This is a genomic window from Pseudidiomarina homiensis, from assembly GCF_003987225.1.
GTDB classification, from domain to species: Bacteria; Pseudomonadota; Gammaproteobacteria; order Enterobacterales; family Alteromonadaceae; genus Pseudidiomarina; species Pseudidiomarina homiensis.
Genome location: NZ_PIPX01000001.1, coordinates 384234 through 410335, shown reverse-complemented (window position 1 = coordinate 410335; position 26102 = coordinate 384234). Strand labels below are relative to the sequence as shown.

Sequence of the window (26102 nt, the reverse complement as noted above, 5' to 3'; positions counted from 1 at the left end):
ACAAAGATACATGAATAATGCATATTATAAAACATGCATTAAGGATGTTGGTTATGAAAGCTGAAACACTTTTGCGCAGCGCAAACACTGCAATGGTAGTTTTTCTTACCTTATTTATCATTGTCGCCTACGGCGCTTGGGGAATGGAAGCAGAACTACCACTTATGTTGATCGCGGTCTTACATTTTTTGCAGATACTCTTAGCCGGATTGTTTAAAGTTTCGTATGTAGTTCGCTTGATTGCACAGAATCAGCTCGGCCAAGTCCTACGTTAGTTAGCAATTGCTGAAATGTTAGACAAACAGCCTAGGCAACCGCTATTTTTCGCAAAAATGGCTTGCACGTAAACCGCAGAATGAATAATATAGCGGCCGTTCACGCAACGTGAACAGGCATTTCAAAATGTACGACCGTAGCTCAGTTGGTTAGAGCGCTACCTTGACATGGTAGAGGTCGGTGGTTCGAATCCACTCGGTCGTACCAATTATTCTTAGCCCGCATTATCCATTTGCTGATCTCCACCAGCTGCAACACCCAAAACCTCTACGGTTTGTAAACCACGATTGGTTTGCCATTGAATGCTCTGCCCTACCTTTAAGCCAATCAAAGCAGCGCCCAGCGGTGCAAACACAGATAAGTTATCATCGGCGCTACGCGCCTTTCCTGGCACTACCAAGGTGCGAGTGAAAACTTTATCCGTCTCGACCACGCGAAAGGTTACTTGCTGATTAAGCGCCACACAGTCGTCTGGCAAGTCAGCAGGCTTAACGATTTTTGCGCGCGCCAACTCGGTTTCGAGTGCATCAATAAATTCAGGTGTTAGTGTCGCGTCGATCAGCCCCATCTCAATGGCGTCAAGGTCACGTTGCGTTAAAATAATTTCTGGCTTGGTCATTCTAATTCTCCTTAACTACTGCCAAGAAAAAAGGCTCCGAAGAGCCTTTATCAGTCTTCGATTCAATCACTTACTATTAATATTCATTACTTCCCAACAACTCTCTTGGCCGCGCCAATCGAGTTTGATTCTCGCGCCGCGGTGGCATCCGAGCACGGCGCTACCGATGGGTGAAAGTATCGAAATCTTATGTTCTAGCGGCACGGCCCTTTGCGGTATCACCACTTGAAAGGTGATTTGTTCACCGCTCGCCCGCTGTCTCAGCGTGACGGTACTGCCGACTCTTACACAGACATCGAAACGCGAGCGCTGATGCGAAGCCGTATCCAAATTATTCAACAACGATTGCAATCTTTGAGGCTGTAACAAAATGTACTGACTCGCGTCTTGGAAAATAGGCTGACGCGTACAGTTCGATCTGCTACAAACGTTCAACATGCGCCTAAGCACGATGCTTCTCCGAATGTTTAATGTGGTTAAGATTTAGGTGTTTTCGAACAACAAGAATTGCATGCCGGACACAGCAGCTGCGCCCGGCTTAAATTGGAAAGGTGAGATCGGTACTCAGTAATGTGTAACTCGACTTAAACATAAGCCCCTCAGCGGTGTAGAGCTCTATGATAGCCCAACGACTTTTTTTAGCAAGCTCCCCTGCCATTGAAATATTTGTTTGCATTCAGTTACTTGCAAAGACACTTATTTCGGCCTTAAATGAATGCTTATCTAACGAACAATAAGAACAAAACTATGCGACGCCTATTAACAGCCATTGTTATTTCCGTTACCGCCATGAGTGGTTGCGGCGAAAAAGGATACCCAAGTCATTTATTAGTAGAAAAAGTCGCAACCGATGAGCTCCAAGCTTTGCTCGTTGCGCCTAAGGCCACTGAACCAACTTCGACGGTCATCGTTTTAGGAGGCTCAGATGGCGGCTATCAAAGTGCGGCCGCCACCGCTCAGGAGCTTGCCGAGCAAGGCATTGCCGCGCTCGCCGTGGCTTACTTCGGCATCGATGGTGTACCTGCGACACTCAATGAAATACCGCTCGAATATTTTTCGAACGCTCTGAAATTTATTGATCAGCACCCGCAGCTCAGCCGTAATCAATGCGGACAAATCGGTGTTGTAGGAAGCTCTCGCGGCGCGGAACTAGCGTTGTTGCTAGGTGCACACAATTCTAATTTTGCACCAATTGCCGCACTTTCACCTAGCTCGCACGTTTGGGGAGGTGCTGGGAATACTAGCGCAGCTTGGACGTTCAACGGAGAGCCAATAAGTTATGTTCCTCGACACTCTAACCCGAACTATGACGTAACTAAGTTTGTAGGTGTCGACTACTTCCGCAGCGATCTTCAACATGCAGATGCGGACTCTGCACGCATACCCGTGACTGATATCGCGGGCCAAGTTCTGTTGCTGGCGGGCACTGATGATCGGTTATGGCCCTCCGCTGAAATGGCTCAAACGCTAAAACAGCAATTCGTTGAAGCGCAGCAACCAAGCAAAGTACAAGCCTTTTACTTTAACGACGCTGGTCACGTGATTGCGCCCGGCGCACCTAACGATATAACCGAAGTAACCACACCAAACGGAACTACGATTGTGCTTGGAGGGAATCCTTCAGCAAATCAATCAGCACAAGATGCATCGCTAAAGGCAATGGTTAAAATCTTCAAAGCGCCGATTTGCCGGACTAGACCAGAAGAAAGCAACTTCGACCAAGCGAAACTCGCCCAATTACGTGAGACTGTAAAGCAAGCAGGCAGCTCCTCCATGGTACTAATGGAAAATGGCGAGATCGCTTTTGAATTTGGTGATATTCACGAAAAACATACGATCCACTCTATTCGCAAAGCGATGTTAAATTCATTGTATGGCATCTATAGTGAGCGCGGTGTTATCGATTTAGATATAACCCTTGCCGAGCTTGAAATTGACGACATTCATGGTTTATCAGAAACCGAAAAATCAGCAACCGTGCGTCATCTTTTAAAATCGAGAAGTGGGGTTTACCACCCTTCGGCAGCGACTAATGAAGCAATGCTAGCGGCCATGCCTGAACGCCACAGTAAGAAACCCGACGCGCATTACGTCTACAATAATTGGGACTTCAACACCGCCGGAGCTATTTTCGAAAAGCTTACTGGTGAGAGCATCTATGACGCGTTCGCCCGCGAAATCGCTAAGCCTCTTGGTATGTTGGATTACCAAGGCACTTTCACAACAATCAGCGAAGACACCGATATTTCGAAGCTCAAGGTTGACGGTTTTTATTACTACGAGCCTGAAAAATCAAAGTACCCTGCCTACCACATGCGTATGAGTGCTTATGATATGGCCCTTTACGGCCAGTTATACGCCAACAATGGCGAGTGGCAAGGCCAGCAGCTTGTCAGCGCTGACTGGATTGAACAAAGCACAACATCGTATTCGGTAACCAATTCCTACATGGATTTTGGCTACGGTATGCTGTGGAACGTCATTAACCCCAACGAGGAGCGTGCAACGACGTCCTTCTATCACACGGGTGTCGGTATCCACATGCTTGGCGTCTACCCGGCCTCAGACTTAGTATTTGTGCATCGCGTGGCCACCGAATCCGACTACAACTTTGACCAACAGAACCTGTATCGCATCATTGGAAGCATTTGGAGTTCGCGCCAATAGCCGCCACTCTAATAGAGCGGCGTCCACCACTCCCCTATGGCCATTTCAATAGCGGCTGCCCATTCGAGCCACTGGTCGCTATTCCAAGCCCAAACTGAAGCTAGCTTTAAGACCATAACCAATAACAAACCCGCGAGTGTCGCGCTGTGCAATCGCCCCAGTGTACGAACGTCGAACCAAACCAACGGCGCAAGAATCAAAAGATGGTAAAGGTGCAGAGGCCAAATAGGGCCGGCGGCACCGGTAATCCCCGGTAGCCAAAGCATCCTGAAAAACGCAGCATCGAGAATTGAAAACGAAACAAAGAGAATCAATCTTTTGTGGGTGTGAACCGAAAATCGCACCGCAATCATAGCGGCAAGATAGAACACGAGAATTTGTGCGACGGCGGCAATCGTTAAGCCGAATAACTTATAAATAATCGGTTTCACATGATCGGGCACTTCAAAGAACAGTGTGTTTGTCGATAACCCCATCCCAGTGAGCCAAACTAGCGCTACAAGCATAAATCCACAAACCGCAAAGCCGTAATGCCACCACATTTTGCCTTGTCGAACTAACCAAGCTTGCAATATGACCAGCGTCAACCAGCCCATCATCGCTAATGCATGTAGATGAATGATCCAGGGGATAGTCGTAAGCCCCGTGTCGACGCCACGTAAGAAACTAGGAAAGAAACCTACAATGGCAATGCCAAGATAAAAGACCGAAATGAAGATAAAAAAAGATGAACGTTTTCCTGACGAAAAAAGCATAACCAATTCCCTGTCGATTATTTTTTTAGAAGTAGCCTAGACAACGTCCTAAAAAAATGCAAAAACCAACTTTAACTTCAAACACCAAAAGAAAACTGGAACCATCTGACTATGGGCTTATTTGAGCGCTTTTTATCTATGTGGGTCGGGCTTGCCATTATAGGTGGCATTATTGCTGGAAGCATCGCGCCTAGTTTGTTTGAAAGCGTGGCCGCCTTGGAGTATGCGCATGTTAATTTAGTCATCGCTGCGCTCATTTGGTTGATGATTTACCCAATGATGGTCCAAATAGATTTCGCATCGATAAAAGATGTCAGCAAAAACCCTCGCGGCTTAATTTTGACCTTAGTTGTTAACTGGCTAATTAAGCCGTTCACAATGGCATTTTTAGGCTGGTTATTCTTCAAGGGGTTCTTCGCTGATTTCGTTGACCCAAAAACCGCTGATGAATATATCGCAGGTATGATTTTGCTGGGCGTTGCACCGTGTACAGCTATGGTTTTTGTTTGGAGTCAACTCACTAAAGGCGATGCTAATTATACGTTAGTCCAAGTCTCGGTTAATGATGTCATTATGATTTTTGCCTTTGCCCCGATTGCCGGCCTACTGCTCGGGGTAACGGACATTGTAGTACCATGGGATACCTTACTTTTGTCAGTGGTACTTTATGTTGTAATCCCCCTAATTGCAGGACTTTTTACTCGTCGAATACTAGACGGTAAAGGTAATGCCCAACGTTTGACGCGCTTTTTAGCGCTCATGAAGCCTTGGTCTATTTTGGGCTTATTAGCGACCGTCGTATTACTCTTCGCGTTTCAAGCCGAAACGATTTTAGCTAAGCCACAAGTGATAGTACTCATCGCCATACCGCTTCTTATTCAAACGTATGGAATATTTGCTCTGACATATTTCATTGCACGACGAATGCGTTTACGACATAACATCGCTGCTCCAGCATGTTTAATCGGCACCTCAAACTTCTTTGAACTTGCAGTAGCAGTTGCCATTTCGCTTTTTGGACTCAACTCCGGAGCCGCGCTTGCTACGGTCGTTGGAGTATTAGTTGAGGTTCCCGTAATGCTATCACTCGTATGGTTCGCCAATAGAACTCGACATTGGTTTACGCCTTATGAAAATAAATAACGATAAAGTTTGACTTCGGTAGGAATGAGCGTATTGTGGGCGGCGTTGGATAAGAATTTGAAAGATAAACCTCCTTTACGACGCTTTATTAGTAGTAAGTCCTCGTCCTGTAGCTTTAAATCTCCATTTTTTACCCGCATGATCGCGTCAAGGTCATGAACCTTTGCGCATAACAAATTTATATATAGGATGACTATTATGTCTAATACAGTAACTGGCGTTGTTAAATGGTTTAACGAAGCAAAAGGTTTTGGTTTCATCGAGCAGCAAGGTGGCGCGGACGTATTCGCTCACTTTAGCGCTATCTCAGGCAACGGTTTCAAAACCTTAGCTGAAGGCCAAAGCGTATCGTTCTCAATTACTCAAGGTCCTAAAGGCCCACAAGCTGAGAACATCGTAGCGATCTAATCGCCAACGAAGATTTTAAGAAAGAGCGAACCTAGGTTCGCTCTTTTTTTATGTCTAAAATTTACTTCTTAGCCTTGGCGACGGCTGTTGTTGCGGCTTCTTCTACGGCTTGCCAATTTTTCGCGTCAATCGCAGGTTTCGGCAAAATCCATGAACCACCCACACAATGAACATTCGGCAACGCCAAATAATCATGGTAATTGCCTTGGTGAATACCACCAGTTGGACAAAAAGTAATGTCAGGGAACGGCCCCGCAATCGACTTCAGCATCGCACAGCCTCCTGCAGCTTCAGCAGGAAAAAACTTCAAGTGCGTATAGCCAAGTTCTTTCGCGGTCATCAATTCCGAAATCGTTGCTACACCAGGAATCAGTGGGACGTCGCCGCGCGCTCCGGCCTGTAGCAAATTGGTGGTAATGCCGGGGCTGATGGCAAATTGTGCACCTGCAGCTTTAACTTTTGCCAACTCTTCCGGCGTCGTTACGGTTCCGGCGCCAACGACAGCACGTGGTAACTTTTCTCGTAAACGCTCGATAGCGGCTAATGCAACCGGTGTACGCAAAGTTACTTCAAGGATTGGGATGCCCGCGGCCAACAATGCTTCAGCCATAGGTACCGCATCTTCCAGACGTTCGATAACCATAACGGGTACTACGGGACTGAGTTTAAATAAGTCCGCTGGGGCCAACTGCCAATGGGGAAAACTCATAGCTACCTCTATTTAGACTGTTGCAAAGATTGTTTAAGGTACTGCCCCACGCCACGTAAGCCCGCATGTTCAGCAGTGATCACAAAACACGGGATGGCTTCGGCAACTTGGCAAAAACGTCCTTTATGTTCAAAACGTGCACGAAAATTTGATGTCGCCATAAGTTGCATCAACTTTGGTACCACGCCGCCGGCAATATAAACGCCGCCATAGGTGTTCAGGTTTAGCGCTAAGTTGCCAGCAAAACTACCAAGACTCGCAAAAAATTGGTTCACGGTTTCAAGCGCCAAAGTATCGATGCCACTTAGCGCTCGCTGACCAATTTTCGCCGCACTCAAAGGCACCACATTACGTCCATGATAATCCGCTAGCGCTAAATACAACGTTTCCAGCCCCGGTCCCGATAACACACGCTCCGCCGAGACCCGCCCTACCCGATTATGGATAAAACGATGAATAGCCCATTCTTTCTCGTTGGTAGGCGCCCAATCGACGTGACCGCCTTCTCCCGGCAGCGGCATTACGCTCCCATCAGGCATGGTAATTAAATGGCCGACACCCAGCCCAGTACCCGCACCAAGTACCGCTTTTGGCGCTTTGGGCGTGATCTTTCCCCCGCCAATTTGCTTAAGCTCGTGAGGTTGTAAAGTCACGATACTCATGGCTGCCGCAGCAAAGTCATTCAATACTTTAAAGGTTTTCAAACCCATCGATTTACGTACACCGCGAATCGAGAACTGCCAATGATGATTCGTCATGTTAATTTCATCGGAATCCACGGGACAGGCAATCGCAATCGCGACATGTTCTAAAGGCACATCTTGTTCACGGCTATAGGCGGTCATAACATCGGTCAACGTCGGGTAATCCGCACAAGCGAACACCTGCACGCGATCGAGTTCAAAGGTGGTCAAGTTGATCCGGCAAAACCGCGCATTCGTCCCACCAATGTCCGCCACTACGGCACAGGTATCAGTTGGTAAGGTCTCAGTTTCATTTACCATATTGCTTCTTCTTGTTTTTATTGGTCTGAAAACAGTACACAAGCGCCCTCTTCGGCACCACTATAGTTCGCGCGGAATACCCCGAAAAGTTCACGTCCCATACCTTGGTGGCTATCACTAAGATCAAGTGTCGCTTGCGGACGTTGTGCAAGCTCATCGCGATCCACCAACACATCTAAGGTGCCGTTTAGCGCATCAAGACGCACCAGATCGCCGTCTTGAATCTTACCAATTACGCCGCCATCGACAGCTTCCGGAGTTACGTGAATGGCCGCAGGCACCTTACCAGATGCGCCTGACATGCGACCGTCAGTAACCAACGCCACTTTATAACCGCGTTTTTGGAGAACCCCAAGCGGCGGGGTCAATTTATGTAACTCAGGCATACCAATCGCCTGTGGACCTTGAAAACGTACCACGACCACACAGTCGCGATTCAATTCGCCAGCCTTAAAGCGTTGTTCAAGCTCGTGTTGGCTCGACATGACCACCGCCGGTGCGGTAATCATCTCGGTCCCTTCCGGAATCGCCGAAGTCTTCATTACCGCACGGCCTAAGTTGCCCGCTAAAACGGCAAGCCCACCATGGCTACTAAACGGTGCCTCGGCGCCGCGTAAAACATCGGTATCGTGTGATTCGGTTGGTCCATCACGCCATACTACTTTGCCATTTTCGAGTTCTGGCTTTTGCGTGTACCGGCGTAAGCCCGGGCCTGCTACCGTTTTTACATCTTCATGCAGGAGACCTGCATCGAGTAACGTGCGCACTAAAAAGGCCATCCCGCCAGCGCGTTGAAAATGGTTAATATCGGCGTCGCCATTCGGATAAATACGCGTTACCAAAGGTGTTACGCTGGAAATTTCGGCAAAATCATCCCAGTCAATCCGATAACCTGCCGCCCGTGCTATCGCAATCAAGTGCATAGTGTGATTCGTTGAGCCACCGGTCGCTAACAAACCAACGAGGCCATTAACAATACTCTTGGCGGTCACAATTTCACTGATCGGCGTGTAGTCTGTACCCAAATCGGTAATCCGCGTGACTTGCTGCCCCGCAATACGCGTCAAGGCCTCACGAAGTTCACTCCCCGGGTTCACAAATGAGGAACCAGGCAACTGTAAGCCCATGATTTCGACCACCAATTGATTTGAATTAGCGGTGCCATAAAAGGTGCAGGTACCTGGGCTATGATAAGACGCTGCTTCGGCCTCTAATAAATCGTCCTTGCTAACTTTGCCTTCAGCATAAAGTTCTCGTACACGGGCTTTTTCTTTATTGGTGATTCCTGAAGGCATCGGCCCTGCAGGAACAAATACGAAGGGTAAGTGGCCAAACCGCAGGGCTGCGATCAATAACCCCGGAACGATCTTGTCGCAAATGCCAAGCATTAAACCGCCGTCAAACATGTTATGTGACAAGCTTACCGCTGTGGCCATGGCGATCACGTCACGACTAATAAGACTAAGCTCCATGCCCGGTTGGCCCTGCGTTACGCCGTCACACATGGCGGGAACGCCACCAGCGACTTGCGCAACACTACCTACTTCACGAATGGCTGCTTTAAGCTTATCCGGATAATCATGGTACGGTTGATGCGCTGAAAGCATGTCGTTGTAAGCAGTTACGATGCCAATATTCGCTTTCGTTAAACTACGCAGTTCGCCTTTATCTTCTTTACCACAGGCGGCAAAACCGTGAGCGAGATTGCCGCACGACAACGCCCCGCGATGGGGGCCCTTGCTGCGCGCTGCAGCCATATGCTCAAGGTAGCGCTGACGATCCGCAGCACTGCGTTCTTCGATACGTTGGGTAACGCGCTCAATAACGGGATGCATAATTTACTCCTCTGGCACTGCCAGCATAACCTCAACCGGAACTTGCTGTTGCTGCAAAAAACGACTTACTGGAAAATCAGCTTCAGGCTGCATCGCCTGCTCAAGCACAGTTGCCTTGTTCGTTCCGGAAAGATGAAAATAAATGTGACGGCTGTTCAGCAAGCGCGCCAAACTTAAGGACATACGTTGATGCGGTGCTGTTGTAGGGGTTACCGCGGCCACCGAGTCAGCAGTCGAAAGCGCATGCTCAAGTTCCGCACTACAGGGGAACAGCGAAGCTGTGTGGCCGTCTTCGCCCATACCTAAGATCACCACATCGAAGCGTGGTAAGTCCGCCAACCGCTCGTTAACCTCGGTGACGGCTTGGTGTGCATCGCTCGCATCGGTCAATAAACTAATAAAGTTAGCCGCAGCTGCTTGGTGTTGTAAGAGATGTTGACGTACCAAACGCTCGTTACTTTGTGCATCAGTTGCCGGTAACCAACGTTCATCGGCTAACACGATAGTTATCCGCGGCCATGGCAGCACTTGCTTACTCAGTCGCTCGAACAACGGCACCGGCGTACGACCGCCAGATACCACTAAATAAGCGTGCCCGCGCTCAGCTACTGCACGCTCAAGTTCGCGACAAAGCTGCCGTGAGAACTGATCAATTAGGTCACTATCATGGTGAAATTTCTTTACTGCAACAGTCATGGTTAATCTCATTTACTACGTTGTATTTTGTTGCCGCTGATGCGCCGCTTCAATTACGCGTCGTCATCCCACTCACGGCCATCTTGCGCGAGTAAGGTTACTGAGGCGACCGGCCCCCATGTTCCAGCTTGGTAACTCTTCGGCAATTCACCTAAATGCGCCCATGCATCACGAATACCGTCGATCCAACGCCAGGCGTGTTCCACCTCTTCGCGCGACACGAACAAGTATTGGTTACCTTGAATAGCCTCAAGTAACAGGCGTTCATAGGCATCAGCGATACGCTTGTTCTCAAAGGTCTCGTAGAAACTTAGATCCAACGTGGTCGGCTTGAGTTGCATTTGCTTACCGAGTCCCGGAACCTTATTCATCATTTGAATTTCAACACCCTCATCAGGCTGCAAGCGAATGATCAAACGGTTTGGCGGAAGCTGAGTTAAGCTCTCATGAAAAATGTTGTGCGGCTGCCGCTTAAAGGTAATAACGACTTCGGTGCGCTTCTCGGGCATACGTTTACCTGTACGTAAGTAAAACGGTACTCCCGACCAACGCCAGTTATCGATGTGAGCTTTGAGCGCCACGAAGGTTTCGGTGGAGCTTTGTGGACGTGCACCCTCTTCTTCAAGATAACCGGGCACTTTGCTGTCGCCCACAAAGCCTGCTGTGTATTGCCCGCGAACGGTATCTTCTTGTACGTTTTCGGGCGTCACCGGCCGTAGCGAACGGAGAACTTTTAGCTTTTCTTCGCGAATATTCTCGGTATCTAAGCGCGTTGGAGGTTCCATCGCGATCAATGACAGCACTTGCAATAAATGGTTTTGTACCATGTCACGCAATTGTCCTGCGTCATCGTAATAGCTCCAACGCCCCTCAACACCTACCTGTTCCGCGGCGGTGATCTGAATGTGGTCAATCGTGTTGTGATTCCACTGATCCGAAAAAATCGAATTGGCAAAGCGCAGCGCTAATAAGTTCAGTACCGTTTCTTTACCAAGGTAGTGATCAATTCGGTAAACCTGAGATTCGTCAAAGTATTCGCCGACTTGCTTATTAATCGCGCAAGAGGATGGTAAGTCTTCGCCTAACGGTTTCTCGAGCACCACCCGTGCGGGTTGCTGAGTTAGACCGATGCTACTTAAGCCGTCGCAAATGGTAGAAAACAACTGCGGCGGCGTTGCCAGGTAACTAATCGGCGTGCGACCTTCGGTAACTTGCACTACGTCGGCAATGGCCTGATAAGCATCGATATTTTGCAAATCCACGTGGCAGTATTTTAGTTTTGCCGCAAAGCGTTCCCAAACCGCATCATCCACAGCTTCTTTGGTCATAAACTTTTGCAAGCTCGCGTGGACTTGTTGGCGATAGGCGTCATCATCCATGGCATCACGCGCCACACCCACCACTCGCGCTTTGGCGTGCAATAAGCCCGATTTTTCTAACTGGTAAAGCGCGGGCAACAACTTGCGACGAGCAAGATCACCTAAGGTTCCGAATAGAATCAAATCGCAACAGGCTGCGGATGTGGTCATTGGCTACCTCTTTAATGGGTCGTTTATTTTGTAATTTTCCAACAATTTGACGAAGATGCTAGCAATCTATTGCTATAAAATCCAATAAAATGTAATTTAATTACAAAACGAACTAGGATTAAGCTATGAATCTTCTCGAACAGTTGCAGCAAAGCTTACTTGAACTTAGTAAGTCCGAACGCAAGGTCGCCCAAGTTATCTTGGCCGACCCACAGTCGGCTATTCACCAAAGCATAGCAAGTTTGGCAGAACAAGCAGACGTTAGCGAACCCACAGTTAATCGATTTTGTCGCACCATGGGCGCTAAAGGTTATCCTGATTTTAAGCTGCTGCTTGCGCAGAGCTTGGTCAAGGGAACGCCCTACGTCAATCGCCATGTGGAACAAAATGACACCCTCGCCGACTATACCGCTAAAATTTTTGAATCCACGATGGCGGCGCTAAACGTCACCCGTAATCACGTTGACAATGAAGGCTTACAGCAGGCGATTGACGCACTTAATCAGGCGCAGAAGATCGCTTTTTTTGGATTAGGCGCATCGGCTTCAGTAGCACACGATGCCCACAATAAATTTCTTCGCTTCGAAACACCCGTACAATTTTCCGACGACGTATTGATGCAACGTATGGCGGCGATCAACGCCAAGGCTGGCGATGTGCTGATCTTTATTAGTCACACTGGTCGCACCAAGGCGCTGTGCGAAGTTGCTGCGCTGGCGAAGGCGAGCGACGCGACGGTTATAGGCTTAACCGCCGCAGATAGTCCATTAGCACGAGAAAGCAACATCGTGCTTTCAACTCAGGTTCCTGAAGACACCGACGTTTACATGCCAATGGCTTCTCGCATCGCACAATTGGTCATCATTGATGTCCTCGTAACCGGTTTTACCCTCGACAAGGGCCCTGCATTCCGCGACAAGCTGCGTCGCATTAAGGCCAGCTTACGTGATTCGCGTTACCAGAAAACGATAAAAGATAAGGAGTAATTATGACTATTCGCGTGGCCATTAATGGATTCGGGCGTATTGGTAAGAATATTGTACGCGCATGGCTTGAACGTAAGCTCGACGGCCAAATCCAAATCGTTGCGATCAACGACTTAGGAGACCCTAACGTACACGCTCACCTGCTGAAATTTGACTCTGTTCATGGTCCACTGGGTTATGAAGTCACCAGCAAGGACGACGCGTTACGGATTGGGGGCCATGAAATAAAGATGCTTAGCGAGCGCGACCCAAGCCAGTTACCGTGGCAACAACTTGGCATTGACGTGGTGTTCGAGTGTACCGGCTTGTTTACAGCGCGCGACAAAGCGGCGTTACATTTGCAAGCAGGTGCCCAAAAAGTTTTAGTTTCGGCACCAGCGAAAGGCGCAGATGCCACCATTGTATTTGGCGTCAACGAGCACTTATTAAATGCTACCCATGAAGTGATTTCGAACGCTTCATGCACAACTAACTGCTTAGCTCCTGTGGCAAAACCCCTGCATGATGCCCTCGGTATCGAAAACGGGTTGATGACCACCGTGCACGCCTATACCAATGATCAAAATCTCAACGATGCTTACCACAGCGATCCGCAACGCGCTCGCGCTGCTGCGCTATCGATGATTCCCTCAAAGACCGGTGCAGCAGCAGCTGTTGGCTTAGTCATTCCTGAACTGCACGGTAAGGTTGATGGTCTTGCCGTGCGCGTACCAACACCTAATGTTTCATTGGTTGATTTATCTTTTATTGCACAGCGCGATACCAGCGTTGAAGAAGTCAACCAGATCATTCGCGAAGCAGCGCAAGGCAAGCTGGGCAAAGTACTGAGCATCAACACCTTGCCATTAGTTTCCACGGACTTTAATCACAACCCAAGCTCTGCTGTCTTTGACGCAAGTCAAACGCGTGTGAGTGGCCGTCTGGTCAAGGTCATGGCCTGGTACGACAACGAATGGGGCTTTAGCCAACGCATGTTAGACACCACCCTCGCTTGGCTAAGCCAATCAAAACAAGCCCACCAGCCCGACGCTTACGCAGACTCGGCAGCACTCATTAACAATTAAATAAGGAAATTTATGCTTTCGTGATTGACGCAAAAAACTTCTTGTTCTATGTTATGAAAGCGCTTTCATAGAGCAGCTTAAAAAAGCATCAAAAGCTAATAATTACAAAAAGCAGTACAACATGAGTAATCAACCAGGAACTCAGTTATGTCTAACAGAACTCTAACCAAGAGCCCCATTGCGGCGCTCTTTTTGACCTTCGGCCTAGTCGGCTGTGGCGGTGGTGATGTCAAAACAACTTCAGATTTTGACGCCGTCGACACAACGGCTCCGGTAGATGATTGGCAACTTGTCTGGAGCGATGAATTCTCTGGCTCGAGTATCGACACCAATAAATGGAACTTTGAAGTGAACTGCGCGGGCGGCGGTAACCAAGAGCAACAGTGTTACACCGACAGCTCAGACAATGCCTACGTTTCCGATGATACCCTTAAGATTGTTGCCCTCCCCGCTGAAGAAGGTGCAGAAAAGCCTTACACCTCTGCACGGTTAAACAGCAAATATAAAGGTGACTTCACTTACGGTCGTATCGAAGTGCGCGCGAAAATGCCTTTCGGACAAGGCTCTTGGCCAGCAGTTTGGATGTTCCCGACCGATGAAGTTTATGGCGGATGGCCGAAGTCAGGCGAGATTGACATTGTTGAAGCGGTTAACCTGAAAGCTGCTGACGCTGACGGCAACCCCGAAGCGCACGTTTATGGTACGTTGCATTACGGCCGCGACGCGCCACAAAATTCTTCATCAGGTAAAGCGTATGCGCTCCCTGATGGTGCCAACCCAGCTGACGACTTCCATACCTACACCATCGAATGGCAGGAAGGCGAAATCCGTTGGTACGTTGACGGTTATCTGTATCAAACACAGATGGAGTCAAAAGTTCGTTACAACAGTAAAGGCGAGGCAGTTGGTTTAAGTCATCGCGGCTGGTTCGCTGAATTTTATGATCAAGCAACCGGTGAACTCGAAACGGTCTACAACGCAGCGCCGTTTGACCAACGCTTCCATCTGATCATGAACCTTGCCGTCGGTGGTACTTGGCCAGAGAACGTGAACGAGCTTGGTGTTGACCCTGAAGCGTTTGCGAACGGACAAACCTTTGAAATTGACTACGTTCGCGTTTACGAATGTGCCGCGAACCCAGATACTGGCCGTGGTTGTGAGACCATTCGCGCCGGTTACAAAGACGAAGAAACACTAGTTGAAGGCGAAGCTCCTATTCCATCACCTCCTTCAAGTGGTGTCGCAGAAAACCTTACGATTTTCGCTGGCACGCCTAACCCGAACTGGCCTGCATGGGATTGCTGTGGCGGTTCAACTCCAGAAATCGTAGATGATGCCGAAAAAGGCCCATCCTATCGTTTCACGGTTGGTGCAACTCCTACGGTTAACGGCTTTGTTTCACGTTCAGCATTTATCACCGATCCAAATGGCCAACCTTCGCCGTTTGACGCCTCGCCAATTATTGAAAATGGCTCGATTTCTTTTGACTTGAAAGTTGTATCGCAACCAGCTGCGGCAACAACCTGGTTGTTCAAAGTTGAAAGTAACGAAGGCTCGACTGCGGTTGAACTACCGATTAGCTCGAGTGAAGAAGGCGTTGCTCCGGTCGCCGGCGAGTGGCAAACCGTCACTTACCCATTACAAGCACTGGCAGATGCTGGTCTTGATGTGTCGGCCATTGACGTCATTATGGTGTTCCCAGCATGGGGCACTGGTGAAGGCGCTGAATACTTACTCAACAACGTTGAAATTGCGGCACCGGAAGGTCCATCACCAGAGTTAGTTCTGTTCGGTGATGCCGAAAATCCTGAGTGGCCTTTGTGGGATTGCTGTGGCGGAACTAATCCTGAAGTCGTGACTGATGAAGACCGTGGCCCCGTTGCTGAGTTCTCAATCGGCGCAACCCCAACCGTCATGGGCTTTAAACCAGCCGACGGCAGTGGCATTCAGTTTGACGCCAGCGATATTTTGATTGAAGGCGTGGTGCAATTCGACATGAAAGTCGTCAACCCACCAGCTAGCCAAGATGCGGTTTGGAAGTTCAAAATTGAAAGTGACGGCGCGTCAACCGCAGTTGAAGTAGATCTTGCCACTGGCAATGCCGGTAACTCACCTACTACGGGTGAATGGCAGACCTATACTTTTGGCCTGCAAGAGCTCGCTGACCTAGGTCTCGACGTTTCGGCAATTGACGTCATCATGATTTTCCCAGCTTGGGGCACGGGTGATGGCGCTGTCTATCGTGTCGACGAGGCGCGCATCTATAATCCGAGCGCTGGTAACGATGGTTTGACCGTTTTTGAAAACAACATCGCTAGCGGTTGGTCACTTTGGGACTGCTGTGCTGGCACCGAACCTAGCATCGTATCTGCTGATGCTCCGTACGGTTCTGTTGCACAATTTGAAATCCCTGGCTGGCCTGAGACGGTTCTTGGTTTCTTAGCTGACGAAGGCGTGAGCTACGATGCCTCGCCACTGGTTGCGAATGGTGCGATTAGTTTTGATATGCGTATTGTTTCGCAGCCTACTGCTGGGCCAACCGATTGGTTCTTTAAAGTTGAATCTACCGGTGCAGCTACTGCCGTCGAACTACCGCTGGCGTCAGGTAACTACGATACCGCACCAGTTGCTGGTGAATGGGCGCGTTACAACTTCCCGTTACAAGAGCTGTTTGACGCCGGACTCGATATTAGTGATATCAACGTACTCATGATCTTCCCTGCGTGGGGCACAGGTCAGGGCGTGGTGTATCAAATCGACAACGTGCAGATTGCTAACTTTTAACGCGTACAGCGCAAAAACGGACGATGATTAAAATGAAAAAAACAACGTTTATGAAAAGCCCTGTCGCGGCAGCTGTGTCAGTAGTTCTAACCGCTGGTTTGATGGCACCGCTCTATGCGCAAGAGGCTGATGCGAATCAGAACGAACAAGAGCAAGCGCAACAAGAGAATGTCGAAGTTCTAGAAGTCCGCGGTATCCGCGGTAGTCTTGCTCGCTCAACCGATTTTAAACGCAATAGCGATGGCGTCGTCGACGCCATTTCTGCCGAAGAAATCGGTAAGTTCCCAGATACTAACCTTGCGGAGTCGTTGCAACGTATTACCGGTGTTTCGGTAAGTCGAGTGAACGGCGAAGGTAGCCAAATCACCGTGCGTGGTTTTGGTCCTGATTTTAACTTGGTGACCCTTAACGGGCGCCAAATGCCAGGCACTGGTTATACCCGCTCGTACAACTTAGAAAACCTTTCATCGGTAGGTGTTCGCTCGCTTGAAGTTTATAAAACTGCCCGAGCGGCGACCCCTAGTGGCGGTTTAGGTGCGACGGTCAACATCGTGACCCGTCGTCCATTGGCCAGCCCAGGCCAAAACTTTACGGTCATGGGAAAAGGTATTCACGATAGCTCGGTCGAAACCGGTGATGACGTCACACCGGAAATCGCTGCGATTTACAGTGATACTTTTGCTGACGATCGTGTCGGTGTTGCCTTCACGGTTTCTCAATCGCGTCGTGACTTTCGCGTGCAGCAAGCCAATATTCAAGGTTGGCAGGCCAACGTAGGTCTACCCGACGATCTTGACCCAAGTAAAGTCATCGACCCACGCCCAATCGACGAAGAAGGTAACCGCGTTGGTAACCACTTCTTCCCGAAAGACATGAACTATGGCTTTGCTGATTTAGCCACAGAGCGTACGAACGGACAGTTGACCCTACAGTTCGCTCCGGTTGACGATTTGGTCATTACCACTGATTACACAGCTAGCCGCGCCCTCACCGGCCGTGAAGCCTTTGGTTGGGGGATTTGGAATGAATTCGGCGGCAACATTAATGCCTACGAACTCGACGAAAACGGTACGGCGGTATACGCCGATATCGCCGGTAACGATGCTTCGTTCACGGCAGAAAAAGGCACCACTGAAGTTAAAGCCAAATCCATTGGCCTCAATATCACTTATGATGTGAATGACGACTTGCGGCTCTGGTTTGACGCCCACGATTCAAGTAACTCGACCGACGACGGTGCTGACCCTGGCAGCGGCATGTTTGGTCAAGTGATCTTGGGCTCAGACCAGCTGCGTTCGAAGATCTACGATTTCCGTACCGGCGATATTCCACAAATGTTGGTCAACTGGAACAACGGTACCAATGTTCTTGCGCCGAGCGAAATCGACTCGAACTTCAGCCAGTTCTTCCGTCGCGAAGGTGAATCAAACGTCAAGCAGTACCAGTTGAAAGGTGATTGGTACAATTACAATACCTTTGATGTACCTTTAGTTAAGATTACTGCTGGTTTGTCACGCACCGATCAGGATCTTTCTGGTTACACCGCATGGAGTGGACTGCGTGGTGGTCCTGGCTTTAATCCATCGTTCACCGAGATTTTCCCTGATGGCATGTTTACGCTTAACCGCACTGGCGACTTCTTAGACCAGTTTGCCGGTGGCGGTAACAACTTGCTGACCAACTATTACTACACCTATGACTACGACGAAGCCGTCGCACGTCAAGCAGCGTATCTAACCGAAGAGTTGATGGGCAGTGACGCCTATATGCCGAACCCGTTCTTCGACGGTATCGACAGCAACAATTCACTGCGCGAAGTGACCGATGCGATTTTCATCCAGTCAGACTGGGAGTTTGAAATTGGTCGCTACCCTGTCGAGTTAAACTTTGGTTTGCGCTATGAACAAACGGACGTTACCAGCAACGTGGCACAACGTGTCGAGCGTCAAGTGAACTGGGTAAGTGCATCTGAATGGATCATGCAGTACGAGCCTTCCGACCAGGTAAACTTCCTCACCTTAACCGGTGAACATGATGTATTGCTTCCGATGCTCGATCTCAAAGTCGAATTTACCGATGAGCTAGTCGGCCGTTTCTCAACCGGCAAAACCATCGCTCGTGCACCACTTGGTGCATTAGCAGGAGGTCGCTCGTTGAGTGGTAGCCCGAAACCTGGTTCACGTTCAGGTTCAACAGGTAACCCTAACCTACTTCCGTACGAATCGACCAATATCGATTTAGCCCTTGAGTACTATTACGCTCCCGGTAGCTATGCGTCGGTAGGTTACTTCCGTAAGGAAGTCGACAACTTTGTTCAGAACACAATTACCGAGATCACTGTTGATGGACTTCGTGACATCTTCGAAGGACCGCGTTATCAACAAGCAGTTGCTTCTCTAGAAGGTCGTGGCGAACAAGCTACCAGTACAGCCATCTTTGACGAGATGATTGCGCTTGGCTTCGGTAATGGTGAAGGCGTGATTGAGCCAGCTGCGGACGATCCTTTGATTGTTTGGCAGGTGAGCCAGCCGTCAAATACCGATAGTAAAACTGTCGATGGTTTTGAGGTTGCAGTACAGCACCTATTCGGTGAGTCAGGCTTTGGTTTTGGCGTCAATGCCACTGTCGTTGACGGTGACGTGAAATTTGACGTGGATAGCTTAACTCAGCAAGCACCACTGACAGGTTTAAGTGACTCAGCTAACCTCCAGGCCTTCTACGAAGACCACGGTTGGTCAGTGAAACTCACCTATGCGTGGCGTGATAGTTACCTCATTGGTGTCGGCCAAGCTCAAGGCTCAGCCGATGCTCCACCACAATTCGCCAAATCTTATGGCCAGTGGGACATGAGCATTAACTATGACGTTACCGATAAATTTACGGTCTTTTTGGAAGGTATTAACCTGACGAACGAGACCGAAGAAGGGTACGGGCGCTACGAAGAACAGTTCCTCTTCGCACGCCAGTACGGTCCCCGTTATGTGTTTGGAGCGCGTTACAGCTTCTAACCACAACGGTGAGCAAACGAAACGAAACGGAAAAGGAACTACGAAAAAGCCCGCTTTATGCGGGCTTTTTTTATTGCTACTAAAGTTACAAACGAAGCGCTACAGACAGAGCGCTTCGTTGTCAGTGGTGGGTACAAGTCGAATGTCGTTGAAGCTTACCGACCATTCGTTTGCCGTGCTTAGACCAAAAATACCGCTGGCCTTCGCTAAATCAAAACCCTGCTCTTGCAAGCATTGAATGCTGAAATCAAGGGTCTGCCATTCGCTCTGAGGCAATACTTGAAGTGTCTCGCTAAGCGCTACAGATACACCGCATTGTTCGCCACAATACAGCTCCAGAGCTACATCATTCGGCACCTGAGCATCAACACGCAAGGTCACCTGTAAGGCACTATTTGCGGCGTCATAGGCACGTAAATCGCGTGGAAATGGCGTAACAAGGTTAAACCCTGCCAGCGCATCGCCACTGAACACGAACTGCCGTGCGTCTTCCTGCACCTGATCATCGAAGGTTTCACTGCGTATCGCGCCAAGTTCTTGAATACTGCTTTCCACGGCAGCACGTTGTTCACCACTGCGTAGTTCAAGCAACCAAGGCGACTTTACCGCGCGTTCAAACACCACAAGAGGGTCAACTTCACCAGTGCTTGCTAACTGCTCATTGAGAGCATCCGCAAGTAGCGCTTCGTCACCATAACTAAGCCCTGCTCCCACAGGCAGCAATGCTGAGCTGTCCTGAGGATCTGCGGGCCATGCGAACGGCAAACGACCGGTAACGTCATATTGCACGGCACCATCAGCGTCACGCAGCAACACATCTGCCACGCCTTGCCCTTCACTCCCAGGTAGCCACACCGCCATAAAAGCGTCAGAGGCATTAAGCTCAGGGTTTACCCACAGTGGCCGCCCAGAAATAAATAAGGTCACGACAGGGATGCCCTGCTCTTTCAGCTTTTGCAATAGCGCCAAGTCAGTAGCGTTGCCGCGCTGGTAATCAAGGTTATCAAGGTCACCATTACCTTCAGCATAAGGCTGCTCGCCAAACACGACGACAGCGACGTCGGGTTTTTCGCTAAACTCACCGTTCTCGCTGAGTACCGCTTCGCCACCGGCAGCAGCGACTTGGTCAGCGATACCTTGATAGATCGAAGTACCACCCGGGAAGTCTTCATTGGTGTTACCAGTACCTTGCCAGCTAATAGTCCAACCACCCGATTGCTGGCCGATATTATCTGCACCTGTGCCGGCAACCAAAATACGTTGGCTAGGATCTAATGGCAGTAACTGCCCTTCGTTTTTCAACAGAACCAGCGATTGACGCACCGCTTCACGCGCTACCGCACGATGGTCGTCAGCACCAATTAAATCCATACGCCCTGCTAACGGACGCTCGGCTGGGCTAGGTTTATCGAATAAACCAGCACGCATCTTCACCCGTAATATACGACGCACCGCATCATCAACGCGGCTTTGTGCAATCACACCGTCACGGACTTGTTGAATCAAGTTCTCATATAAGGGCTTCCATGCATCGGTTGGTACCATATACACATCAAGGCCTGCGTTAGCAGCCTGTGGACAATCGTAATTGCTACAGCCAGGAATTTGGCCGTGACCATTCCAGTCGCCTACTACGAAGCCATCAAAACCCATTTTGCCTTTTAATACGTCGGTTAACAGGTATTCATGACCGTGGATTTTTTCACTGTTCCAACTATTAAAGCTTGCCATAACGGTTTGTGCGCCGGCGTTTAAGCCGCCTACATAGCCTTGCGCATGCACGTCAAACAAGGTTTGTTCATCAACCTCGGTATTACCCTGATCGATGCCTGCAGTGGTACCACCGTCACCCACAAAGTGTTTCACCGTGCTGATCACATGTTGGTCGTCGAGAAAATTCTCGCCAACTTTACCTTGCAAACCCGTGACAATCGCCGCGGCATAATCACGCACAATAGCTGGATCTTCGGAGTAACTTTCATAGGTACGGCCCCAACGCAAGTCTTGCGCGGCAGCGACAGTTGGAGCGAACACCCAGTCAATGCCAGTCGCCATCACTTCACGCGCGGTGACATGGGCAATTTGCTCAATGAGGTCGGGGTTATTCGCAGCCCCTAAGCCGATATTGTGTGGGAAAATCGTTGCGCCAATAACGTTATTATGACCATGAACCGCATCGGTACCCCACATGGTAGGAATACTGGAGCCATCAAGACTGTCATCAACCGATGCCTGATACATCGCATCAGCTAAATCGATCCAGTCTTGCGGCGTAGCGTATTTATCGTTATTTGGGAAAGCCCCGCCACCATTCAAATACGAGCCAAAACCGTAACGCCGCATATCTTCTACGGTAATGTCCCGAATTTCTGGCTGGATCATTTGCGCAATTTTCTGCTCTAACGTCATTTGCTTGAGCATTTCTGTAATACGCGCTTCAGTTGCTTGGTCTAAAACAACCGGCGACTCAATTTTCGGCCAAATTGCATTAGCGTCCGCCGTTGCGTCGCTTGGCGCCTCTACTTTTTGTTCAGCGCAGCCACCTAAAGCTAAAACGATGGCTGCTGCGAGTAACTTCTTTGGGAATGGGCCCTGTGCCATTATGCTGCCTCCTGTGCCACTTTAAGCGCTCGTGGCTGGTAACCGCGCATGCCGTAGTAAGCGATGTACACGTAGCACAATAACGGAATGATGAACGACATTTGTACGCCCACTTGGTCGGCTAAGAAGCCTTGCGCAAGCGGTACCACTGCGCCACCAACAATCGCTAAACACAGAATGCCTGAGCCTTGACCACGACTTTGACCAAGATCCTGCAACGCCAAACTGAAAATAGTTGGGAACATGATTGAGTTACATAACCCGACAAATAGCAATGACCACATCGCCAAGGTGCCAGAGCTCGTCATTGTGGTTGCCACCAGCAGCACAGCCGCGACTGCATTAAATGCTAACACGCGGTTGCCGCTGAGTTTTTGCATAATCGCCGCACCTAAGAAGCGTCCAACCATAGCGCCACCGAAGTACCAAGAAATATAATGCGAAGCTTTCGAGGTACTCATGTCGCCAATCTCTGGCATTGCAATGTACATGGCCAAGAAGCTACCGATACCTACTTCTGCGCCAACATAAACAAAAATACCTAATGCACCCAGAACCAAATGCTTTTGCTTCCAAGCTGAGCCTTCTTTCGGTAATGCGAGTGCTGGGTCGACTTTACCCATGTCAGGTAGTTTGAGGCGCAAGAAGATAACTGCCATCAACACCAATGCACCAGCCAAAATAAAGTAAGGCAAACTCACGGTGTCTTTGGACACGCCTGTAACTTCCGGATCAGCTACCCCACCAAAAATGAGCCATGCACCAAAAAACGGTGCAACAGTTGTACCAAGAGAGTTAAAAGCTTGCGTCATTGTTAACCGGCTTGAGGCGGTTTTCTCGCTACCAAGCACAGTCACATAAGGATTTGCTGCTACTTGTAAAATGGTTACCCCGGAAGCCAAGACGAACAAGGCAAGTAAGAATAAACCATATACCTCGGCTTGCGCGGCAGGATAGAACAGTACGCAACCCGCACCGGCAATCATTAATCCCGTAACAATCCCCGACTTGTAGCCGATCTTACCAATCAGATACCCTGCCGGAACAGAAACAATAAAGTAAGCGCCGAAGAAACAGAACTGTATCAACATCGACTGCGCGTAGTTCAAATCAAACAGTAAGCGTAAATAAGGAATAAGAATGTCATTCAAGCAGGTAATAAAGCCCCACATGAAAAAAAGTGTGGTCAGCGCAGTCAACGCAAACCTGTAATTCGTGTTCTGTTGGGTCATAATCGCCTCAATCGTTATAATTTTTTGACCTTAGGCCGAATTATGGCCTATGATGAAAGCGCTTTCATTTATAGCATAATTGGACGGTTTCGCAATCCTTATGAAAAAAATAAGCCTACCACAGCATTCAAAAATGCTTACCTCAGACTTCGTCTTCGGCGTAGCCACTTCGTCATTCCAAATTGAGGGCGCAGCTAATGATCGCGAACCGAGCATTTGGGATACCTTCTGTGCCGAACCAGGCCGCATCAAAGATGCATCCAATGGCTTAGTTGCCTGTGAACATGTGAAGCATTGGCGCGACGACGTTGAACTGATTGCGAGCCTTGGTGTTGACGCCTATCGCTTCTCAGTAGCTTGGGGCCGAGTAATGAATGCCGATGGCAGTGTGAACCAAGCCGGTTTACAGTTTTATATCGACCTAGTGGACACTCTCATCAGTAAAGGTATTGCGCCTCACGTGACGCTCTATCACTGGGACCTTCCGCAATATCTGCAAGATCAGGGCGGCTGGTTAAATCGCGAAACTGCCCAGCGCTTTGCTGACTACGCCGAAGTCATGGCCAAAGCTTTGGGGAATAAAGTGGCGAGCTATGCCACTTTAAATGAGCCGTTTTGCAGTGCGTATTTGAGTTATGAAGCTGGTATTCATGCACCAGGCGTAAAAAACCGTCAACAAGGACGCCAAGCAGCTCATTATTTATTACTCGCTCATGGCCTTGCCCTACCACGATTGCGCAAACATGCGCCAAAAGCAGAACATGGCATCGTGCTTAATTTTAGCCCCTGTTTCGCGGCGACCGACGCCCCAGAGGACATTGCTGCGGCCAAACTCGCTCACAACTATCACAACTTGTGGTATCTACAGCCATTGCTAACTGGTAGTTATCCTGACTTGCGTCATGCTTTGCAAGCAGAGGACATGCCGGCGATTTCCGCTGGTGATATGGAGCTAATATCGCAACCAATCGATTTTCTTGGCGTCAATTACTACACCCGCACAGTTTTCCGAGAGAAAAATGGCTGGTTCTCAGATGTTCCGCCCACCACTCCACCGTTGACCACCATGGGCTGGGAAATCTACCCACAAGGCCTTACGGAAGTACTGGTTGACTTAAAGCGAAGTTTCACGAACTTTCCACCAATTTACATTACTGAAAACGGTGCAGCTTTTGCTGATAAATTAGTCAATAATGCAGTACACGATGAAGCCAGAATCGATTACTATCAGCAACATCTACTTGCGGTTCACAACTGTATTGAAGCAGGACTCGATATGCGCGGCTACTTTGCCTGGAGCTTACTCGATAACTTTGAATGGGCGGAAGGCTATACGCAACGCTTCGGTATCGTCTATGTCGACTACGCCACGCAACAGCGCATACTTAAAGACAGCGCTAAAGCACTGCAAAGTTTCTGGCGTAACCGCGCGGCGCAACTGCAAACGGTAGACGCAGTATGATTTCTCGGCGTGAAAAAGTAGCTTACGGGCTGGGTGACACCGCAAGTAACCTGATTTTTCAAACGGTGATGTTATTCCTCGCCTTTTTCTATACTGATATCTTTGGCATTTCGGCTGGCACGGTCGGCACCATGTTTTTGGTAGTGCGCCTGATCGATGCGATCACCGACCCGCTTATGGGGTTACTCGCTGACAAAACAAATACGCGCTGGGGGCAATTTCGCCCCTACTTGTTATGGCTCGTTATACCTTTCGCCGTCTGCAGCATCTTGGCCTTTACGACGCCGGATTTAGGCGCTACAGGCAAGGTCGTGTACGCCTATGTTACCTATACTCTACTGATGCTTGCCTACACAGCGATTAATATCCCCTACTCGGCGCTTGGCGGCGTATTAACCAAAGATCCCGACGAGCGCGTTTCAGTGCAATCCTATCGCTTTGTTTTCGGCATGTTAGGTGGCCTCATTGTTACATTACTCACCCTCCCTTTGGTCGATTGGTTTGGGCAAGGTGACAAAGCACAAGGGTATCAGTTAACGATTGCAGCCATGAGCGTACTAGGCGTATTGTTGTTTCTCCTCTGCTTTGCTGGCACCAAGGAACGCGTTCATCCGCCACATGACCAACAGCTTAATTTCGGCTCAGGGCTGAAAACACTTTGGCAAAATGACGCATTACGTACCCTAGCGATTGTCGCCGTCTTATTGCTGATTGGTATTGCGATTAAAAACACCCTCGCCATTTATTACGTCAAATATTATCTAATGCGCGAAGATTTGATTACCACGTTTGTGTCGATTGGCATGGTAGGCAATATTTTAGGTTGTGCGCTGGCCAACCCCTTAACGCGACGCATTGATAAAGTACAAGCCTATAAAGCCCTACAAATTATCGCTGCGGTGCTGTCAGCAGCGGCGTTCTTTGTGCCCGCTTCACAGTTAACTCTAGCTATTGTGCTCTATTTCTTCTGGAGTTTTTTCCTGCAAATGGCCACACCGATGTTGTGGGCGAAGATTGCCGATGTAGTCGACTTTGGCCAACGTGAATCTGGGTTACGAGCCAACGGCTTAGTCTACGCCTCGGTGGTGTTCTTTATTAAAATCGGCATCGCGCTTGGTGGCGCTATTGCCGGCTGGTGGTTAGCTATTTACAACTACCAAGCTGGACAAGCACAAACCGAACATACCCAACTGGGTATTCTGATTGCCTTCACATGGTTACCTGCCATAGCATCATTGCTTGTTGCTTGGGTCATGCGCGGGTACACTTTGAATCGTGCGCGCGTACAACAAATTGCCCGCGAATTAGAACAAAGTGCATAACG

At 49.2% G+C, this 26102-nt stretch carries 20 protein-coding genes and 1 tRNA gene; 11 read left to right on the top strand and 10 right to left on the bottom strand.

Annotated features, from left to right (window positions below; translation table 11 throughout):
- Positions 1–53: 53 nt before the first annotated feature.
- On the top strand, positions 54–275 hold the full coding sequence (locus CWI70_RS01910; protein ID WP_126770057.1) for a hypothetical protein: 222 nt from the start codon (positions 54–56) through the stop codon (positions 273–275).
- A gap of 131 nt (positions 276–406) precedes the next feature.
- A tRNA-Val gene (locus tag CWI70_RS01905) sits at positions 407–483 on the top strand.
- A gap of 7 nt (positions 484–490) precedes the next feature.
- Here the strand turns inward: CWI70_RS01905 and rnk are convergent.
- Together rnk and CWI70_RS12530 are read right to left on the bottom strand one after the other, a co-directional pair.
- On the bottom strand, positions 491–895 hold the full coding sequence (gene rnk, locus CWI70_RS01900) for a nucleoside diphosphate kinase regulator (RefSeq protein WP_126770055.1): 405 nt from the start codon (positions 893–895) through the stop codon (positions 491–493).
- 66 nt (positions 896–961) lie between these two features.
- Positions 962–1333: a GreA/GreB family elongation factor gene (locus CWI70_RS12530; protein ID WP_373567113.1), complete on the bottom strand. Its 372-nt coding sequence runs from the start codon at positions 1331–1333 to the stop codon at positions 962–964.
- Between the two features lie 309 nt (positions 1334–1642).
- Here CWI70_RS12530 and CWI70_RS01890 point away from each other — a divergent pair, with 309 nt between their 5' ends.
- On the top strand, positions 1643–3562 hold the full coding sequence (locus CWI70_RS01890) for an acyl-CoA thioester hydrolase/BAAT C-terminal domain-containing protein (protein ID WP_198677636.1): 1920 nt from the start codon (positions 1643–1645) through the stop codon (positions 3560–3562).
- A gap of 8 nt (positions 3563–3570) precedes the next feature.
- On the opposite strand, the gene CWI70_RS01885 is transcribed toward CWI70_RS01890, so the two are convergent.
- The gene (locus CWI70_RS01885) at positions 3571–4317 is read right to left on the bottom strand and encodes a VOC family protein (protein ID WP_126770049.1); all 747 of its coding nucleotides are present in this window, start codon (positions 4315–4317) and stop codon (positions 3571–3573) included.
- Between the two features lie 111 nt (positions 4318–4428).
- Between CWI70_RS01885 and arsB the strand changes: the two genes are divergently transcribed.
- Both arsB and CWI70_RS01875 read left to right on the top strand, forming a co-directional pair.
- Positions 4429–5460, top strand: coding sequence for an ACR3 family arsenite efflux transporter (gene arsB / locus CWI70_RS01880; RefSeq protein WP_126770047.1), 1032 nt, complete (start codon positions 4429–4431; stop codon positions 5458–5460).
- 198 nt (positions 5461–5658) lie between these two features.
- Positions 5659–5868, top strand: coding sequence for a cold-shock protein (locus CWI70_RS01875; protein ID WP_126770045.1), 210 nt, complete (start codon positions 5659–5661; stop codon positions 5866–5868).
- 61 nt (positions 5869–5929) lie between these two features.
- On the opposite strand, the gene CWI70_RS01870 is transcribed toward CWI70_RS01875, so the two are convergent.
- From CWI70_RS01870 to zwf, 5 genes are read right to left on the bottom strand one after another with little or no spacing between them, the layout of a single operon-like run.
- Positions 5930–6577: a bifunctional 4-hydroxy-2-oxoglutarate aldolase/2-dehydro-3-deoxy-phosphogluconate aldolase gene (locus tag CWI70_RS01870; protein WP_126770043.1), complete on the bottom strand. Its 648-nt coding sequence runs from the start codon at positions 6575–6577 to the stop codon at positions 5930–5932.
- Positions 6578–6585: 8 nt separating this feature from the next.
- Entirely contained in the window at positions 6586–7581 is a 996-nt protein-coding gene (gene glk / locus CWI70_RS01865) for a glucokinase (protein ID WP_126770041.1), read from the bottom strand.
- 17 nt (positions 7582–7598) lie between these two features.
- Positions 7599–9416: a phosphogluconate dehydratase gene (gene edd / locus CWI70_RS01860; RefSeq protein ID WP_126770039.1), complete on the bottom strand. Its 1818-nt coding sequence runs from the start codon at positions 9414–9416 to the stop codon at positions 7599–7601.
- Positions 9417–9419: 3 nt separating this feature from the next.
- Positions 9420–10112, bottom strand: a complete 693-nt coding sequence (gene pgl / locus CWI70_RS01855; protein ID WP_126770037.1) for a 6-phosphogluconolactonase — start codon at positions 10110–10112, stop codon at positions 9420–9422.
- A gap of 53 nt (positions 10113–10165) precedes the next feature.
- Entirely contained in the window at positions 10166–11641 is a 1476-nt protein-coding gene (gene zwf, locus CWI70_RS01850) for a glucose-6-phosphate dehydrogenase (protein WP_126770035.1), read from the bottom strand.
- Positions 11642–11766: 125 nt separating this feature from the next.
- Between zwf and hexR the strand changes: the two genes are divergently transcribed.
- From hexR to CWI70_RS01830, 4 genes are all read left to right on the top strand, one after another.
- On the top strand, positions 11767–12627 hold the full coding sequence (gene hexR, locus CWI70_RS01845; RefSeq protein WP_126770033.1) for a transcriptional regulator HexR: 861 nt from the start codon (positions 11767–11769) through the stop codon (positions 12625–12627).
- Between the two features lie 2 nt (positions 12628–12629).
- Positions 12630–13691: a type I glyceraldehyde-3-phosphate dehydrogenase gene (gene gap, locus CWI70_RS01840; RefSeq protein WP_126770031.1), complete on the top strand. Its 1062-nt coding sequence runs from the start codon at positions 12630–12632 to the stop codon at positions 13689–13691.
- Positions 13692–13838: 147 nt separating this feature from the next.
- Positions 13839–16475: a glycoside hydrolase family 16 protein gene (locus CWI70_RS01835; protein ID WP_126770029.1), complete on the top strand. Its 2637-nt coding sequence runs from the start codon at positions 13839–13841 to the stop codon at positions 16473–16475.
- Positions 16476–16507: 32 nt separating this feature from the next.
- Positions 16508–19483, top strand: a complete 2976-nt coding sequence (locus CWI70_RS01830) for a TonB-dependent receptor (RefSeq protein WP_126770027.1) — start codon at positions 16508–16510, stop codon at positions 19481–19483.
- A 99-nt stretch (positions 19484–19582) separates the two neighbouring features.
- On the opposite strand, the gene CWI70_RS01825 is transcribed toward CWI70_RS01830, so the two are convergent.
- The gene (locus tag CWI70_RS01825) at positions 19583–22084 is read right to left on the bottom strand and encodes a glycoside hydrolase family 3 protein (protein ID WP_126770025.1); all 2502 of its coding nucleotides are present in this window, start codon (positions 22082–22084) and stop codon (positions 19583–19585) included.
- Positions 22084–23316 (bottom strand): sugar MFS transporter, encoded by a 1233-nt coding sequence (locus tag CWI70_RS01820; protein WP_126770023.1) that lies wholly within the window; start codon positions 23314–23316, stop codon positions 22084–22086. Before CWI70_RS01820 ends, CWI70_RS01825 begins: the two co-directional genes overlap by 1 nt.
- 100 nt (positions 23317–23416) lie before the next feature.
- Here CWI70_RS01820 and CWI70_RS01815 point away from each other — a divergent pair, with 100 nt between their 5' ends.
- Both CWI70_RS01815 and CWI70_RS01810 read left to right on the top strand, forming a co-directional pair.
- A complete protein-coding gene (locus CWI70_RS01815) occupies positions 23417–24778 on the top strand; it encodes a GH1 family beta-glucosidase (protein ID WP_126770021.1) in 1362 nt (453 codons plus the stop codon).
- The gene (locus CWI70_RS01810) at positions 24775–26100 is read left to right on the top strand and encodes a glycoside-pentoside-hexuronide (GPH):cation symporter (RefSeq protein ID WP_126770019.1); all 1326 of its coding nucleotides are present in this window, start codon (positions 24775–24777) and stop codon (positions 26098–26100) included. Before CWI70_RS01815 ends, CWI70_RS01810 begins: the two co-directional genes overlap by 4 nt.
- The last annotated feature ends 2 nt before the right edge of the window (positions 26101–26102 follow it).

Excerpts from the sequence above, each read along its gene's own strand:
- gap (WP_126770031.1), top strand. The coding sequence starts at position 12,630 with ATGACTATTCGCGTGGCCATTAATGGATTCGGGCGTATTGGTAAGAAT.
- CWI70_RS01885 (WP_126770049.1), bottom strand. The coding sequence starts at position 4,317 with ATGCTTTTTTCGTCAGGAAAACGTTCATCTTTTTTTATCTTCATTTCG.
- pgl (WP_126770037.1), bottom strand. The coding sequence starts at position 10,112 with ATGACTGTTGCAGTAAAGAAATTTCACCATGATAGTGACCTAATTGAT.
- edd (WP_126770039.1), bottom strand. The coding sequence starts at position 9,416 with ATGCATCCCGTTATTGAGCGCGTTACCCAACGTATCGAAGAACGCAGT.
- CWI70_RS01820 (WP_126770023.1), bottom strand. The coding sequence starts at position 23,316 with ATGACCCAACAGAACACGAATTACAGGTTTGCGTTGACTGCGCTGACC.
- CWI70_RS01835 (WP_126770029.1), top strand. The coding sequence starts at position 13,839 with ATGTCTAACAGAACTCTAACCAAGAGCCCCATTGCGGCGCTCTTTTTG.
- CWI70_RS01910 (WP_126770057.1), top strand. The coding sequence starts at position 54 with ATGAAAGCTGAAACACTTTTGCGCAGCGCAAACACTGCAATGGTAGTT.
- rnk (WP_126770055.1), bottom strand. The coding sequence starts at position 895 with ATGACCAAGCCAGAAATTATTTTAACGCAACGTGACCTTGACGCCATT.
- CWI70_RS12530 (WP_373567113.1), bottom strand. The coding sequence starts at position 1,333 with ATGTTGAACGTTTGTAGCAGATCGAACTGTACGCGTCAGCCTATTTTC.
- zwf (WP_126770035.1), bottom strand. The coding sequence starts at position 11,641 with ATGACCACATCCGCAGCCTGTTGCGATTTGATTCTATTCGGAACCTTA.
- CWI70_RS01890 (WP_198677636.1), top strand. The coding sequence starts at position 1,643 with ATGCGACGCCTATTAACAGCCATTGTTATTTCCGTTACCGCCATGAGT.
- CWI70_RS01815 (WP_126770021.1), top strand. The coding sequence starts at position 23,417 with ATGAAAAAAATAAGCCTACCACAGCATTCAAAAATGCTTACCTCAGAC.
- CWI70_RS01830 (WP_126770027.1), top strand. The coding sequence starts at position 16,508 with ATGAAAAAAACAACGTTTATGAAAAGCCCTGTCGCGGCAGCTGTGTCA.
- arsB (WP_126770047.1), top strand. The coding sequence starts at position 4,429 with ATGGGCTTATTTGAGCGCTTTTTATCTATGTGGGTCGGGCTTGCCATT.
- CWI70_RS01875 (WP_126770045.1), top strand. The coding sequence starts at position 5,659 with ATGTCTAATACAGTAACTGGCGTTGTTAAATGGTTTAACGAAGCAAAA.
- CWI70_RS01870 (WP_126770043.1), bottom strand. The coding sequence starts at position 6,577 with ATGAGTTTTCCCCATTGGCAGTTGGCCCCAGCGGACTTATTTAAACTC.
- CWI70_RS01825 (WP_126770025.1), bottom strand. The coding sequence starts at position 22,084 with ATGGCACAGGGCCCATTCCCAAAGAAGTTACTCGCAGCAGCCATCGTT.
- hexR (WP_126770033.1), top strand. The coding sequence starts at position 11,767 with ATGAATCTTCTCGAACAGTTGCAGCAAAGCTTACTTGAACTTAGTAAG.
- glk (WP_126770041.1), bottom strand. The coding sequence starts at position 7,581 with ATGGTAAATGAAACTGAGACCTTACCAACTGATACCTGTGCCGTAGTG.
- CWI70_RS01810 (WP_126770019.1), top strand. The coding sequence starts at position 24,775 with ATGATTTCTCGGCGTGAAAAAGTAGCTTACGGGCTGGGTGACACCGCA.